At 70.3% G+C, this 15,344-nt stretch carries 10 protein-coding genes; 6 read left to right on the top strand and 4 right to left on the bottom strand.

The window, feature by feature from the left end:
* Positions 1-153 precede the first annotated feature (153 nt).
* From fusA to rpsL, 3 genes are read right to left on the bottom strand one after another with little or no spacing between them, the layout of a single operon-like run.
* Positions 154-2,280, bottom strand: coding sequence for an elongation factor G (gene fusA, locus ACIRC0_RS08700; protein ID WP_403613195.1), 2,127 nt, complete (start codon positions 2,278-2,280; stop codon positions 154-156).
* Between the two features lie 39 nt (positions 2,281-2,319).
* On the bottom strand, positions 2,320-2,790 hold the full coding sequence (gene rpsG, locus ACIRC0_RS08695) for a 30S ribosomal protein S7 (RefSeq protein ID WP_003998848.1): 471 nt from the start codon (positions 2,788-2,790) through the stop codon (positions 2,320-2,322).
* A gap of 2 nt (positions 2,791-2,792) precedes the next feature.
* Entirely contained in the window at positions 2,793-3,164 is a 372-nt protein-coding gene (gene rpsL, locus ACIRC0_RS08690; protein ID WP_003948652.1) for a 30S ribosomal protein S12, read from the bottom strand.
* A 379-nt stretch (positions 3,165-3,543) separates the two neighbouring features.
* On the opposite strand from rpsL, the gene ACIRC0_RS08685 reads away from it, so the two are divergent.
* The 6 genes from ACIRC0_RS08685 (at position 3,544) to ACIRC0_RS08660 (ending at position 11,341) form a co-directional block, all read left to right on the top strand.
* Positions 3,544-4,302 (top strand): Crp/Fnr family transcriptional regulator, encoded by a 759-nt coding sequence (locus ACIRC0_RS08685; protein WP_403613192.1) that lies wholly within the window; start codon positions 3,544-3,546, stop codon positions 4,300-4,302.
* A gap of 169 nt (positions 4,303-4,471) precedes the next feature.
* Entirely contained in the window at positions 4,472-5,467 is a 996-nt protein-coding gene (locus ACIRC0_RS08680) for a hypothetical protein (protein ID WP_403613189.1), read from the top strand.
* The gene (locus tag ACIRC0_RS08675; protein WP_403613187.1) at positions 5,464-7,635 is read left to right on the top strand and encodes a hypothetical protein; all 2,172 of its coding nucleotides are present in this window, start codon (positions 5,464-5,466) and stop codon (positions 7,633-7,635) included. The genes ACIRC0_RS08680 and ACIRC0_RS08675 overlap by 4 nt, the downstream gene beginning before the upstream one ends.
* 29 nt (positions 7,636-7,664) lie before the next feature.
* Positions 7,665-9,062, top strand: a complete 1,398-nt coding sequence (locus ACIRC0_RS08670) for a PE-PGRS family protein (RefSeq protein ID WP_403613185.1) — start codon at positions 7,665-7,667, stop codon at positions 9,060-9,062.
* Positions 9,059-9,592, top strand: coding sequence for a Pycsar system effector family protein (locus tag ACIRC0_RS08665; protein WP_403613182.1), 534 nt, complete (start codon positions 9,059-9,061; stop codon positions 9,590-9,592). Before ACIRC0_RS08670 ends, ACIRC0_RS08665 begins: the two co-directional genes overlap by 4 nt.
* A gap of 33 nt (positions 9,593-9,625) precedes the next feature.
* Positions 9,626-11,341: a M48 family metalloprotease gene (locus ACIRC0_RS08660; RefSeq protein WP_403613179.1), complete on the top strand. Its 1,716-nt coding sequence runs from the start codon at positions 9,626-9,628 to the stop codon at positions 11,339-11,341.
* A gap of 68 nt (positions 11,342-11,409) precedes the next feature.
* Here ACIRC0_RS08660 and ACIRC0_RS08655 read toward each other — a convergent pair whose 3' ends face one another.
* Entirely contained in the window at positions 11,410-15,309 is a 3,900-nt protein-coding gene (locus ACIRC0_RS08655; RefSeq protein WP_403613176.1) for a DNA-directed RNA polymerase subunit beta', read from the bottom strand.
* Positions 15,310-15,344: the final 35 nt, after the last annotated feature.

The following is a 15,344-nucleotide window of genomic DNA, read 5'->3' as shown; positions in this document are numbered from 1 at the left end:
GTCCTCCTGTGGAGTGGTTCTGTACGCCTTACTCATCGGCGCCAGGTGATCTTTGCTGGGGTGCCGGCCGCCGGGGTCGCTCCCACCCGGGTGAAACGGGGTTTTGAAACCCCGGCGGTCGGTGTCAAGCCTAAAGCGTGTGAACGGGGTGCGTTACTCGCCCTTGGCCTTCGCGATGATCTCCTCGGCGACGTTCCGCGGAACCTCGGCGTAGGAGTCGAACTGCATCGAGTAGCTCGCGCGACCCGACGTCTTGCTGCGGAGGTCGCCGACGTAGCCGAACATCTCCGACAGCGGAACCAGGCCCTTCACGACACGGGCGCCGGCACGCTCCTCCATGGCCTGAATCTGACCACGGCGGGAGTTGATGTCACCGATGACCTCACCCATGTAGTCCTCGGGCGTGGTGACCTCGACGGCCATCATCGGCTCGAGCAGCACGGGCTTGGCCTTGCGCGCGGCCTCCTTGAAGGCCTGCGAACCGGCGATCTTGAACGCGAGCTCGGAGGAGTCGACCTCGTGGTAGGCACCGTCGAGCAGGATGACGCGCACGCCGGTCATCTCGTAACCGGCGAGGATGCCGAACTGCATGGCCTCCTGCGCACCGGCGTCGACCGAAGGGATGTACTCCTTCGGGATACGACCACCGGTCACCTGGTTCACGAACTCGTACGAGGTGTCGCCGCTCTCGATCGGCTCGATCGAGATGATGACGCGACCGAACTGGCCGGTACCACCCGTCTGCTTCTTGTGGGTGTACTCGACCTTCTCGACCTTCTGGCGAATGGTCTCGCGGTACGCGACCTGCGGCTTGCCGACGTTGGCCTCGACCTTGAACTCACGGCGCATACGGTCGACCAGCACCTCGAGGTGCAGCTCGCCCATACCGCCGATGATGGTCTGGCCGGTCTCCTCGTCCGAGTGGACCTGGAAGGACGGGTCCTCCTCGGCCAGGCGCTGGATCGCGACGCCCAGCTTCTCCTGGTCGCCCTTCGACTTGGGCTCGATGGCGACCTGGATGACCGGCGCCGGGAAGTCCATGGACTCCAGGATCACCGGGGCCTTCTCGTCGCACAGCGTCTCACCGGTCGTGGTCTGCTTCAGACCCATGACCGCGACGATGTCGCCGGCGCCCACCGACTCGATCTCCTCACGCTTGTTGGCGTGCATGCGGTAGATCTTGCCGATGCGCTCCTTACGGCCCTTGACGGAGTTCAGCACGGCGGTGCCGGACTCCAGGCGGCCGGAGTACACGCGGACGAAGGTGAGCTTGCCCAGGTGCGGGTCGCTCATGATCTTGAACGCCAGCGCGGCGAGGGGCTCCTCGTCGGACGGCTTGCGCTTGATGACCGTCTCCGGGTCCTTGACGTCGTGGCCCTCGATGGCCTCGATGTCGACCGGGGACGGCAGGTAGCGCACGACCGCGTCGAGCAGGGGCTGAACGCCCTTGTTCTTGAACGCGGTACCGCAGAACACCGGGGTGACGGTGGTGCCGGTGCCCTTGCCGGACGCGATGGTGATACGACGGATCGCCGCGTACAGCTGCTCCTCGGTGGGCTCCTCGCCCTCGAGGTACAGCTCCATCAGCTCCTCGTCGTTCTCCGCGACGGCCTCGAGCAGCTTGCCGCGCCACTCCTCGGCGGCCTCGGTGTGCGTGGCCGGGATGTCGACGGTGTCGTACATCTCGCCCTTGGTGGCCTCGGCGGACCACACCAGGGCCTTCATCTTCACCAGGTCGACGACGCCCTTGAAGTCCGCCTCGGCACCGATCGGCAGCTGCATGACCAGCGGCTGCGCGCCCAGGCGGTCGGAGATCATGTCGACGCAGCGGTGGAACTCGGCGCCGGTGCGGTCGAGCTTGTTGACGAAGCAGATGCGCGGAACGCCGTAGCGGTCCGCCTGACGCCACACCGTCTCGGACTGCGGCTCAACGCCGGCAACGCCGTCGAACACCGTCACGGCACCGTCGAGCACGCGCAGGGAGCGCTCCACCTCGACCGTGAAGTCGACGTGGCCCGGGGTGTCGATGATGTTGATGGTGTGGTCGACGTTCTCCAGCGGCCAGTGACAGGTGGTGGCAGCAGAGGTGATCGTGATGCCACGCTCCTGCTCCTGCTCCATCCAGTCCATGGTGGCAGCGCCGTCGTGGACCTCACCGATCTTGTACGAAACGCCGGTGTAGAACAGGATCCGCTCGGTGGTGGTCGTCTTGCCCGCGTCGATGTGGGCCATGATGCCGATATTGCGCACCCTGGCCAGGTCAAGCGAAGTGGTAGCCATAAGGCTTCAGTCTTCTCTCGGTTCTCGATGGGGTAGCGACTACCAGCGGTAGTGCGCGAAGGCCTTGTTGGACTCGGCCATCTTGTGCGTGTCCTCGCGCTTCTTCACAGCGGCGCCGAGGCCGTTGGACGCGTCGAGGAGCTCGTTCAGCAGACGCTCGGTCATGGTCTTCTCGCGACGGGCGCGGGAGTAACCGACCAGCCAGCGCAGCGCCAGGGTGTTGGCACGGCCGGGCTTGACCTCGACCGGGACCTGGTAGGTGGCGCCACCGACACGGCGGGACTTGACCTCGAGGGTCGGCTTGATGTTCTCGAGAGCGCGCTTGAGCGTGATGACCGGGTCGTTGCCGGTCTTCTCGCGCAGGCCCTCCATGGCGCCGTAGACGATGCGCTCGGCGGTGGAGCGCTTGCCGTTCAGCAGCACCTTGTTGATCAGGGAGGTCACCAGAGGGGAGCCGTAGACCGGGTCGATGATGACCGGACGCTTCGGGGCGGGGCCCTTACGAGGCATTCTTACTTCTCCTTCTTGGCGCCGTAACGGCTGCGGGCCTGCTTGCGGTTCTTGACACCCTGGGTGTCGAGGGAGCCGCGGATGATCTTGTAGCGAACACCCGGCAGGTCCTTCACACGGCCGCCGCGCACGAGCACGATGGAGTGCTCCTGCAGGTTGTGTCCCTCACCCGGAATGTAGGCCGTGACCTCGATGCCGCTGGTCAGACGCACACGCGCGACCTTGCGGAGGGCCGAGTTCGGCTTCTTCGGGGTGGTCGTGAACACACGCGTGCAGACGCCGCGGCGCTGAGGGGAACCCTCGAGTGCGGGCGTCTTGTTCTTCTCGACCTTGTCCTGCCGGCCCTTGCGGACCAGCTGCTGGATCGTAGGCACTACTTCTCCGGTTTCTGTGTGCCGATGGGTACAGCTAACCTGGAACGTCGCCGACCCACGCGGTCGGGTGTGTCGAATCCCGCAGACTCCCGCCGCTAGGCGAAAAGGGCGCAGATTACGGTGGCCGGTCACGGCTCCCGGTGCGGTGTGAAGGCACGCACGAGAGCCAGGGCACACCCCAGGCACAAGGTCTGAGCGTACCTACCGTACGGACTTCGGTCAAAACAAATGGAGCGCCCCCCGACACGCCGGACTTGTCCGGGTTCTCTGCTCCCAGTTCTTGCCCCTTCGGCATGAACCCCGACCGTTCCCTCCCCGCGCGGCTCGTCGCTTCTGTACGTTGAGCGGTCCCTGTTCGGGTTGTGGGGGACGAGGTTCGATGACGGGGGACATACCACACGCATTACCGCGGCAGACGCCTGCCGCGCCACCGGACGAGTCAGCGGCGGACGACGGTCTCGACGACCGGGTGCCGTTCCTGGCCCGGCTGGAGAAGGGGGACCGGGCCACGCTGCTCGCCCTCGGTCACGAGCTGGACTTCCCGCCCCGCGGGGTGCTGCTGCGTCAACGGGAGCCGTCCGCGCACGTGCTGTTCGTCGTCCACGGCTGGACGAAGGTCACGGCGGCCGCCGCCAACGGCTACGAGGCGCTCCTCGCCCTGCGCGGGCCCGGCGACATCATCGGCGAGTCGGCGGCGCTGACCGGCCGGACCCGCTCGGCGACCGTGACCGCACTGGAACCGGTACGGGCCGTGGCCGTCCAGCGCGAACGCTTCACTGAGTTCCTGGCCGGCTCTCCCGCCGTCTCCTTCGCCCTGCTCGGCCTCACCTCGGACCGCACCCGCGCCGCCGACCGACGCCGTCTGGAGTTCGCGTCCATGACCGTCAGGGAGCGGTTCGCGACCCTGCTGCTGGACCTCGCCCGTACCCACGGCCACCGCACGGCCGAGGGCGTCGAGCTGTCGGTGCCGCTGAGCAAGCAGGAGCTGGCCGGCTCGGTGGGCGCCTCACGCGAGGCGGTGCAGCGGCTGCTGAAGGAGCTGCGGGGGCGTGACGTGGTCCGCACCGGCCGACGGGCGCTGGTGATCGTACGGCCTGACGTGCTCCGCAGGATCGCGCGGGCGGAGACGCCGCAGTGAGAGGCGAGCACCGGGGTGCCGTCCGCGCCGCCGGTGGGCCGAGACGGCTTCTGTGCACACGGTCACAGTCCGAGTGGTTCATCCGTCCTCACGTTCCTCCGGTCCCCCGCGCCACTCTTCTGACCGGCGGCGCGGCCCGATCCAGTACGGCACTCAGCGAGAGGCGATCATGAACGATCCCGTGAGCCGGACGATGCTCCTGCTCGACATCGAGAGGTACAGCGACCGGGACGACGTGGAGCAGGCGTATCTGCGACGCGTTCTCTACAGCATCGCCGACCGGGCCCTGGAGCACGCCGGGATCGAGGAGACACAGCGTCTGCGGGCCGACCGGGGCGACTCCGTCATGGAGCTGATCGACGCGGGCACCTCCGTCGCTGCACTGCTGCGGGCCCTGCTCACCGAGGTGCCCGCCCAGCTGCACGGTTACAACCGGCTGGCGTCGAGTTCGGCCCAGATCCGGCTGCGCGGCGTGGTCGCCACCGGGTACGTCGCCCTCGACGAGCACGGCGGCTGGGTCGGCTCCGATCTGAACCAGGCCTGCCGGCTGCTCGACGCCCCGCTGCTGCGCGCCGCCCTGCGGGAGCGCAGCGACGGTTTCGCGCTGTGCGTGTCGGAGGGCGTGCACTCCGGGATCGTGCGCCACGACCACCACGGCATCCGTGCCGACGACTTCCATGCGGTGACCCTGACCAGCAAGAACGGAATGCTGCGCGCCTGGCTCCACGGGCCGGTACCGCGCGGCGCCGAGAACCACGGTGACACGGGGGCGGGGGAGACCCCGGTGCCGGGAACGTCGGGGGACGTCCCGGCACCGGGGGCCACAGCACCGGCACCACCCGCCCGGGAGCCGTCGGCACAGGGTTCGCCCGCAGCCGGAGCGACGGCATCAGGAGCCCCGGCACCGACGTCGCCGGCCCGGCCATCGTCGCCGCAGACGTCACCGGCCCAGGGACCGCCCGCACCCGGCACCACCGCACCGGGGGCGACCGCACCGGACGTGCCCTCCGCGCCGCGCCCCGCCGCCGGTGGTGTCGTGTTCGACTTCGGCAGCGGCTCGCCCCGCTTCGGCGGCAGTCTCGTCGCCGGTGACCAGCACGGCGTGTCCGGCGGGCAGGTCACCGGGGACGTGCACCTCGGCGGAGAGACGGGTGAGGTGTCGTGACGGCCGCACCCGGAGCCGTACCCGCCTCCGACGGCGGTTCTCCCGGCGCCGCTCCTCCCCCGCAGTCCCCGCACGGACAGCCGGCGTCCACCGAGGACCCGCTGACCGACACCGCCGGCTCGGAGCCGGAGGCGGACGGCCTCCATGAGGCCCGGGCCGCCCAGCGGGAGCTGTTCGCGCACACCCCGGGCTTCTTCCTCGGCGACGAGGCCCGCTTCGGCGGCAGCGCGGTCGGCGGCTCCCAGCACGGCGTGTCCGGCGGGCAGGTCGGCGGTGACGTCTACATGGGCGGCCGGACCGAGCACCACTACCACGGCACCCAGGGCGTCACGCCCGACGCCTCCGGGGAGATACCCCGCGAACGGATCGAGGAGCTGGCGACCGTCTTCGCCGACGGGCCCGCCTTCGCGTCCGCGCTGAAGCGGTTACGCGAGGAGCGGGTGCTGGTCCTCTCCGGCGCCCACGCCACCGGTCGCAACGCCGCCGCCCTGATGCTGCTGCACCGTCTGGGTGTCCCCGCCGTACACGCGCTGAGCCCCGAGACCACGCCCGCCGCCCTCAGTGGCCTGCTCACCCGGCCCGGCGGTTACGTCCTGCGCGACCTGCCGCTCAGCCGCAACCGGCCGTTGCGCGACACCCACCTGTTCGCGGCCCGCGACCAGCTCGTCAAGACCGAGGGCTACCTCGTCGTCACCGTCGAGAACTCGCCACACCTGCCCGGCGTCACCGCCTGCCCGTGGACCCCGCCGCCCGCCGAGGACGTCGTACGGGCCCTGCTCTCCCGGCACAGACCCGCCGACACCGAAGCCCTGCTCGCACTGCCGCCGGTGGCCGACTTCCTCGCCACCGAACGCGATCCCGCCGAGGCCGCCGCGTTCGCCGAAGCCCTGGCCGCCTACGACGGCAGCCCGGAGGCACTGGCGCGGCTCGCGGACTTCGGACAGGCCGCCGTCGAGAAGCAGTGCCGGGACTGGCTCGGCGACCCGGAGACCGGGCTGCGCGACAAGGCCTTCCTCATCGCGCTCGCCGTCTTCGACCAGGCGCCCTACGTGCTCGCCGCCGAGCTGGCCGACCAGCTGTTCGTGCAGTTCGAGCAGTTGCAGCACCCCGACAGGCCGCCGACCATCCCGGTGTTCGGACCGGCCGCCGAGGACCGCCTGCTGCTCGCACGGGCCCACGGAGAGATTCGGCAGGAGCAGACCGACTGGGGCCCGGTGCCGCAGTTCATGGCCGCCTTCCGTGACGAGCGCACCCCCCGGGTGCTGCTCACCGAGGTGTGGACCAGCCACCCCTCGGCCCGCCCCGCCGTGGTCGAGTGGCTGAGACAGCTCGCCCGCGACGGCCGTCCGCTGGTCCGCACCCGCGCCGCCGCGGCCGCCGCACTGCTCGCCGCCGCCGACCTGCCCTCCACGATGGCGCTGCTCGTCGACCGCTGGGCCACCGCCCGCGCCGTCGGGGCGCGCGTCACCGCCGCCAACACCCTGACGCTGGCGCAGCTCCTCGGCGCGCCGGTCGTCCTGCGGCTGCTCACCCAGTGGTGCAACGACGGCCGGTGGGAACGCCGTTGGACCGCCATCCGCGCGCTCGGCCTGCTCGCCCCGCTCCGCCCCGACCTGGCCGGGCCGGCCCTCGACGCGCTGGCCTCCCGCGCCCGGGTCGGCGCCAGCAGCCAGGCCGAGCAGGACAACCTCACCGAGTCCGCCGCCCTGTTGCTGTCCGCCGGCCAGCGCCGCGGCGAGGTGCTCGCCGAGTTCGTACGGCTGCTGTACCGGGACACCCCGGCGGTCCGCGACCTCGCCCTGGCCGCCTTCGTCCGCGCCTGCGACAACGCCGAGGAGGGCGCGCTCGTCGGCTGGTACGCCGAGAGCGGCATGTACCAGCCGGACGCGGCCCGCGACACGGCCACCCTGTGGCGCACCGCGCTCGGCGACCGCACCCACACCCGGCCCGCGCTGAACGCCCTGCAGACCTGGGTGCACGTCGCCGCACGCCGCACGGACGCGGCACGGGCCCTGGAGCTGCTGCTGCCCGCCCTGGTGGTGACCGCCCAGGACCGCAAGCGCCTCGACCACGAACTGCGCACCATGCGCGCCGAGGACGGCAGCCCGCGCCCGCCGATGGCCGAGCACCTGCTCACGATGGTGCAGCCGGTGCCGGCCGCGCACTGAAAGACCCCGGGAACAAGAGGAGTTGAGCCATGGCGGACTTCCGCCGACCGCCGGAGTGGACGCAGAACGCCGACCGGCACACCGCGCTGATCGACCCGGTGCTGACCGTGCGCCCGATCTCGCGCTTCGACTACACCGCCCGCCGGCAGGTCGGGGCGATCGACCACGCCCTGGTCTTCGTCACCGCGAGCGGTTCGTACGACGTCTACATGCCGCCGCACCGCCCGAGCCGCACGGAGGCCGCGACCCGTCGCTACACCTCCGTCTACGAGGTGGACATGGGCAGCCACCCGGTCCAGCTGGAACTGGAACTGCCCAGCGACGACGACGCGTTCTCCTTCGGTGCGACCGCCGACCTCACCTGGCGGGTAGCCGATCCGGTCGCCTTCGTGGCGAGCGGCGAACGGGACGTGCCGACCCGGCTCACCCGCGAACTGCAGCAGGTGGCCCGTCCGGTCACCCGGCGTCACCCCATCGAGGAGAGCCCCTCAGCCGAGCGTGCCGTGCAACGGGCGGTCGAGGACGTGTCGTTCGCCGCGGGCACCGGTCTGAGCGTGACGTGCGTGGTGCGGCTGCGACTGGACGACGACGCGATCGCCCACCGCCGGCGCAAGCGCGCCCTGCGCTACGAGTCGGAGATGCTCGACCCCGAGCACGAGTACCGGATGCGCCAGGCGCAGCTCGAGCACCAACTGGAGGTCATGCGCGAGCGGCAGTCCCAGGAACTGGTCGCGCAGAAGATCGCCTTCTACCAGTACTGGCTGCAGCACGGCGGAGTCGCCGCGTGGGCCCTGCACCTGGCGGCCCACCCCGGGGACACCCGGATGGTCGTCGGCACGCTGCAGAAGGACCAGCTCGGCGCCATCCGCAAGGAACTGGAACTGATCGCCGGGGACACCCTGGAGGACTACCAGAAGGCCGAGTCGGCCCGCGCCGTGCTGCGCTCCGTCGACGACCTCATGAACGAGCAGGCGGCACCGCCCCAGGCCCTGCCCCCGGGCCTGCCGCCGCAGCAGCCGTATGTCCCACCGCAGCCCGCCACCCCGCCCCCGTACGCCCAGCCGCCGCAGGCACAACCGCCGTACGGTCAGCCGCCGCAGGCACAACCACCGTACGGTCAGCCGCCGCAAGGACAGCCCGCGTACGGTCAGCCGCCGTACGCCCAGACGCCCCGCGACCAGGTGTCCTACGACCAGGCGTCCTACGACCAGGCGTCCTACGACCAGGCGTCCTACGACCAGGCGTCCTACGACCAGGCGTCCTACGCCGCCCAGGCCTCCCCGACGCCTCCGCCGCCCTCCGCACCACCGGCGCCGCCCGCCCCGGGCATGCCTCCGCTGACGCTCGTCTCCGACGGGCCCGCACCGGCCGTACCACCCGCGCCCGGCACGGCCCAGGAGAAGTCACCCGAGGCGGGGTCGGCATGACCTCCCCCGACACCACCGCACCCCCGGCCGCCCCCGTCCCCGCCACCCACCACACGGCGGAACGGCTGCTCGCCGAGCTGCGCGAGGAGATCGCGCGGGCCGACACCAAGGCCTCCGTGCTGGTGGCGGCGCTGGGTATGACGGCCGGGGTGTTCACCGGGCTGGTCGCAGGCAAGAACTGGTCGCCGGGCCGGCTCTCCGCTCCCGGAACGGTCCTGTGGTGGGCGGGGGCGGTGGCGCTGGCCCTGTCGCTGGTCGCGCTGCTGCTGGCCGTCCTGCCCCGCTTCCGCTCCGGGTCGTGGGCCGAGGGGCGCCCCCTGTGCTACTTCGGCGACATCCAGCAGGCGGTACGGCAGGGCCGACTGGCCGAGGCGCTCGCCGACACCGACCGGGACCCCAGCGCCGCCGTGCTGGCCGCACTCGCCGAGAAGAGCCGGATCGCCGCGTCCAAGCACCGGTGGATCCGTTCCGGCCTGATCGCCTTCTGCGTCGGCGCACTGCTGCTGCCCACCGCCGCGCTCATCGGCTGACGTCCCCGCACTCGCCCAAAAGGAGCCCCGCTCATGTCCCAGCCGCCGGACCCCTCCGTACCGCCCCAGTACCCCGAGCCGTCCTACCCGGAAGCCACGCTCCCGGCGCCGCCCGCCGACCCACCGCCGTATCCGGGCGAACCACCGACGCGGCCCGCCGGGCCACCGGCGTACGCCGGCGAGCCGCGGTCCCCCGAAGCCACGCTCCCGGCGCCGCCCGCCGGCCCACCGCCGTATCCGGGCGAACCATCGACGCGGCCTGCCGGGCCACCGCCGTACCCCGGCGGGACGCCGTCCCCGGCCGCCGCCATTCCGACACCGCCCACCACCCCACCGCCATACCCCGGCGACCCCTCCCACGTTGAGGCCACGATCGCGACGCCGCCCGCCGGACCGCCGTACCCCGGCGAGCCGTCGTATCCCGCCTCCCCGCCGCAGTACCCGCACACCGCTGCGAGCCGTCTCTCCGCTCCGCCGGAGTACCCGGCCGCGGCGCCCACGCATCACGTGCCTCCGCCGGAGTACCCGGCCGCGGCACCCGCGCGTCAGGGGCCTCCCCCGGAGTACCCGGCCACCGTGCCGGCGGCCCCGGGCAGGCCCCCCGTGTATCCGGGCGAGGGCCCGGCCTACCAGGGTCAGGGGCCCGGCCTGCCCCCGCAGTACCCCCCGCCCCCGCAGGCCCCCGCAGCACCGCCCGGGACGCCGCACGCCACCGCCACGCCCGCTCCCGCACCCGCTCCCGCTCCGGCACCGGAAACCGCACCCGCACCCGCACCCGCACCAGAACCCGCTCCCGACGACCTCGACTACCGGCACCGCGGCGCCCGGCTGCATGTGGCCGAGCACCAGCGTGGGGCCGACGCGACGGCGATCGGGCGGCTGGCGGTGCAGCTGCCGGGGGCCCTGGTGAGCCTCGCGCTGGTCAGCTCCATAGCCCTCGGCCTGTTCGGAAGCGCCGTGGGAACGCTGGTGGTCGTCGCCTGGGTCGCCTCCGGCCTGCTCGTCTTCCACCGGCCGACCGAGCTGGCCTTCGCCCGGTACGTGCTCAAGCTCCGCCTGCCCACCCAGGAGGAGCGGGCCCGGCTGGAGCCGATCTGGAACGAGGTGACCGCCCGCGCGGGCATCGAACCGGGCACGTACGAGCTGATGGTGGAGAACAGCGACGAGCTGAACGCTGTGGCGGTGGCCGGCCATGTCGTCGGCGTCACGACCTACTCCCTGAACCGGATCCCGACCAGCAACCTGGCCGCCGTACTCGCGCACGAACTGGGCCACCACACCGGTGGCCACGCATGGGCCGGTCTGCTCGGCTACTGGTACTCCCTGCCCGGCCGGATCGCCTGGGCGGTGACCCGCGGGCTGGCCCGGTTCGCGATCGCGGTAGCCGGCGTCTTCTCCATGGCGGCCACCGGGTTCCTGATCCTCTTCATGGCGTTGGTGGCGGTCGCCGCGTTCTTCGCCGCCTGGTACCTCACGATCCCGCTCGTGCTCGCCCCCTACCTGCTGGCCTACGCGGGCCGGCGCGGCGAGCTGCGCGCGGACCAGCAGGCCGCAGAGCTGGGCTTCGCCCGGCAGCTGGCGGAGGTTCTCCACCACTCCCAGGCCGAGGAAGCGGCGACGAAGGCGGCCCTGGCCGCGACGGGCCAGAAGCTGAAGGAGCCCGGTGCCCTGGACAGACTCCTCTCCTCCCACCCGGACCACGTCACACGGCTGAACGCCCTGCAGCCCTACCTGGGCCTGCACCGCTGACGCTCCCCGCGACACGCCGAAGGGCGGCCACCCGCTCGGGTGACCGCCCTTCGGTTCATGCTGCTCGCTTACTGGTTGTACGGACCGTAGTCGTAGTCCTCCAGCGGCACGGCCTGGCCGGAGCCCGTGCCGAACGGCGAGTAGTCGATGTCGTCGTAGCCCACGGCCGAGTACATCGCGGCCTTGGCCTCCTCGGTCGGCTCGACCCGGATGTTGCGGTAGCGGGCGAGGCCCGTACCGGCCGGGATGAGCTTACCGATGATGACGTTCTCCTTGAGGCCGATCAGGGAGTCGGACTTGGCGTTGATCGCCGCGTCCGTGAGGACCCTGGTCGTCTCCTGGAAGGACGCCGCCGACAGCCAGGACTCGGTCGCCAGCGAGGCCTTGGTGATACCCATGAGCTGCGGACGACCGGAGGCCGGGTGACCGCCCTCCTGGACCACACGACGGTTCTCCTGCTCGAACTTCGAGCGCTCGACCAGCTCGCCGGGCAGCAGCTCGGCGTCGCCGGACTCGATGATCGTCACACGGCGCAGCATCTGCCGGATGATGATCTCGATGTGCTTGTCGTGGATCGACACACCCTGCGAGTTGTACACCTTCTGGACCTCGCCGACCAGGTGGACCTGGACGGCACGCTGGCCCAGGATGCGCAGCACATCGTGCGGGTTGGTGGCACCCACGGTGAGCTTCTGGCCCACCTCGACGTGCTCGCCCTCGCTGACCAGGAGTCGGGCGCGCTTCGAGATCGGGTAGGCCGTCTCGTCGCTGCCGTCGTCCGGGGTGATGACGATCTTCTTGGTCTTCTCGGTCTCCTCGATCCGGACGCGGCCGGACGCCTCGGAGATCGGGGCGACACCCTTCGGGGTACGGGCCTCGAAGAGCTCGACGACACGCGGCAGACCCTGGGTGATGTCGTCACCGGCCACACCACCGGTGTGGAAGGTACGCATCGTCAGCTGGGTACCGGGCTCACCGATGGACTGGGCGGCGATGATGCCGACCGCCTCACCGATGTCGACCAGCTTGCCGGTGGCCAGCGAACGGCCGTAGCACATGGCGCAGGTGCCGACGGCGGACTCGCAGGTCAGGACCGAGCGGGTCTTGACCTCCTCGACGCCGCGGGCCACGAGCTCCTCGATGAGGACGTCACCGAGGTCGGTGCCGGCCGGGGCCAGGACCTGACCGTCGACGACGATGTCCTCGGCGAGGCAGCGCGCGTACACGGACGTCTCGACGTTCTCCGCCTTGCGCAGCACGCCGTCCGCGCCGCGCTCCGCGATGTGGAGCTTGAGGCCGCGCTCGGTGCCGCAGTCCTCCTCGCGGATGATGACGTCCTGCGACACGTCCACCAGACGACGGGTCAGGTAACCCGAGTCGGCGGTACGCAGAGCGGTGTCCGCGAGACCCTTACGGGCACCGTGCGTGGAGATGAAGTACTCCAGCACGGACAGACCCTCACGGAACGACGCCTTGATGGGCCGCGGGATGGTCTCGTTCTTCGCGTTCGACACCAGACCACGCATACCGGCAATCTGACGCATCTGCATCATGTTGCCTCGGGCACCCGAGTTCACCATCATGAAGATCGGGTTGGTCTTCGGGAAGTTGTCGTTCATGGCCTCGGCGACCTCGTTGGTCGCCTTGGTCCAGATCGCGATCAGTTCCTGGGTGCGCTCGTCCTTGGTGATCAGACCGCGCTCGTACTGCTTCTGGACCTTCTCGTCCTGCGCCTCGTAGCCCTTGACGATCTCCTTCTTCGCCTCGGGAACGACGACGTCGGAGATGGCGACGGTGACGCCGGAACGGGTGGCCCAGTAGAAGCCGGCCGTCTTCAGGTTGTCGAGCGTGGCCGCCACGACGACCTTCGGGTAGCGCTCGGCGAGGTCGTTGACGATCTCGGAGAGCTGCTTCTTGCCGACCTCGTAGTCGACGAACGGGTAGTCCTCGGGCAGCAGCTCGTTGAAGAGCGCACGGCCCAGCGTGGTCTTCAGCGTGAAGCTGTCACCCTGCTGCCACTCCGGCTCGCCCTCCTCGCGGACCGGCGGGGTCCAGCCGCGCGGCGGGATGGTGCCCACCGGGAAGCGGATGTCCACGCGCGCCTGCAGCGAGAGCTCGCCGGCGTCGAACGCCATGATCGCCTCGGCCACGGACGCGAACGAGCGGCCCTCGCCCTTCACGTCGCGCATCTCGCCGTCGGTGGTGAGGAAGAACAGACCGAGGACCATGTCCTGGGTCGGCATCGTCACCGGACGGCCGTCGGCCGGCTTGAGGATGTTGTTCGAGGACAGCATCAGGATGCGGGCCTCGGCCTGCGCCTCCGCGGACAGCGGCAGGTGCACGGCCATCTGGTCACCGTCGAAGTCCGCGTTGAACGCGGTGCAGACGAGCGGGTGGATCTGGATGGCCTTGCCCTCGACCAGCTGCGGCTCGAAGGCCTGGATGCCGAGGCGGTGCAGGGTGGGAGCACGGTTCAGCAGAACCGGGTGCTCGGCGATGACCTCTTCGAGGACGTCGTACACGACCGTACGGCCGCGCTCCACCATGCGCTTGGCGCTCTTGATGTTCTGCGCGTGGTTCAGGTCGACCAGGCGCTTCATCACGAACGGCTTGAAGAGCTCCAGCGCCATCGCCTTCGGCAGACCGCACTGGTGCAGCTTCAGCTGCGGACCGACGACGATCACGGAACGCGCCGAGTAGTCGACACGCTTACCGAGCAGGTTCTGACGGAATCGACCCTGCTTACCCTTCAGCATGTCGCTGAGGGACTTCAGCGGGCGGTTACCGGGACCGGTGACCGGACGGCCGCGACGACCGTTGTCGAAGAGGGCGTCAACAGCCTCCTGAAGCATGCGCTTCTCGTTGTTGACGATGATCTCCGGGGCACCGAGGTCCAGGAGCCTCTTCAGACGGTTGTTGCGGTTGATGACACGGCGGTACAGGTCGTTCAGGTCGGAGGTCGCGAAGCGGCCACCGTCCAGCTGCACCATCGGACGCAGGTCCGGCGGGATGACCGGGACGCAGTCGAGGACCATGCCCTTGGGGCTGTTGGACGTCTGCAGGAACGCGGAGACGACCTTCAGGCGCTTGAGGGCACGGGTCTTCTTCTGGCCCTTGCCGGTGCGGATGATCTCGCGGAGCTTTTCGGCCTCCTCCTCGAGGTCGAAGGACTCCAGGCGCTTCTGCAGCGCCGCGGCACCCATCGAGCCGTCGAAGTACGTGCCGAAGCGGTCACGCAGCTCGCGGTAGAGCAGCTCGTCGCCCTCGAGGTCCTGGACCTTGAGGTTCTTGAACCGGGTCCACACCTCGTCGAGGCGGTCGATCTCGCGCTGCGCACGGTCGCGCAGCTGCTTCATCTCGCGCTCGGCACCCTCGCGCACCTTGCGGCGCACGTCGGCCTTGGCGCCCTCGGCCTCGAGCTCGGCCAGGTCGGCCTCGAGCTTCTTGGCGCGGGCCTCCAGGTCGGCGTCGCGGCGCTGCTCGATCTGCTGGCGCTCGACGGAGACGTGGGCCTCCAGCGAGGGCAGGTCGCGCTGACGGCGCTCCTCGTCGACGTACGTGATCATGTACGCCGCGAAGTAGATGACCTTCTCCAGGTCCTTCGGAGCGAGGTCGAGCAGGTAACCCAGGCGCGACGGGACGCCCTTGAAGTACCAGATGTGCGTGACGGGGGCGGCCAGCTCGATGTGGCCCATCCGCTCACGGCGCACCTTGGCGCGGGTGACCTCGACGCCACAGCGCTCACAGATGATGCCCTTGAAGCGGACGCGCTTGTACTTGCCGCAGTAGCACTCCCAGTCCCGGGTGGGGCCGAAGATCTTCTCGCAGAAGAGGCCGTCCTTCTCGGGCTTGAGGGTGCGGTAGTTGATGGTCTCGGGCTTCTTGACCTCGCCGTGGCTCCACTGACGGATGTCGTCAGCGGTGGCCAGGCCGATCCGGAGCTCGTCGAAGAAGTTGACGTCGAGCACTATGCGTCAATCCCTCTCAGGGTCGTAAGTCTTTG

This window comes from Streptomyces sp. NPDC093984, from assembly GCF_044764595.1.
GTDB classification, from domain to species: domain Bacteria; phylum Actinomycetota; class Actinomycetes; order Streptomycetales; family Streptomycetaceae; genus Streptomyces; species Streptomyces cynarae.
Note: the sequence above shows the minus strand (reverse complement) of the source record. Positions and strands in the feature narration are given on the sequence as shown.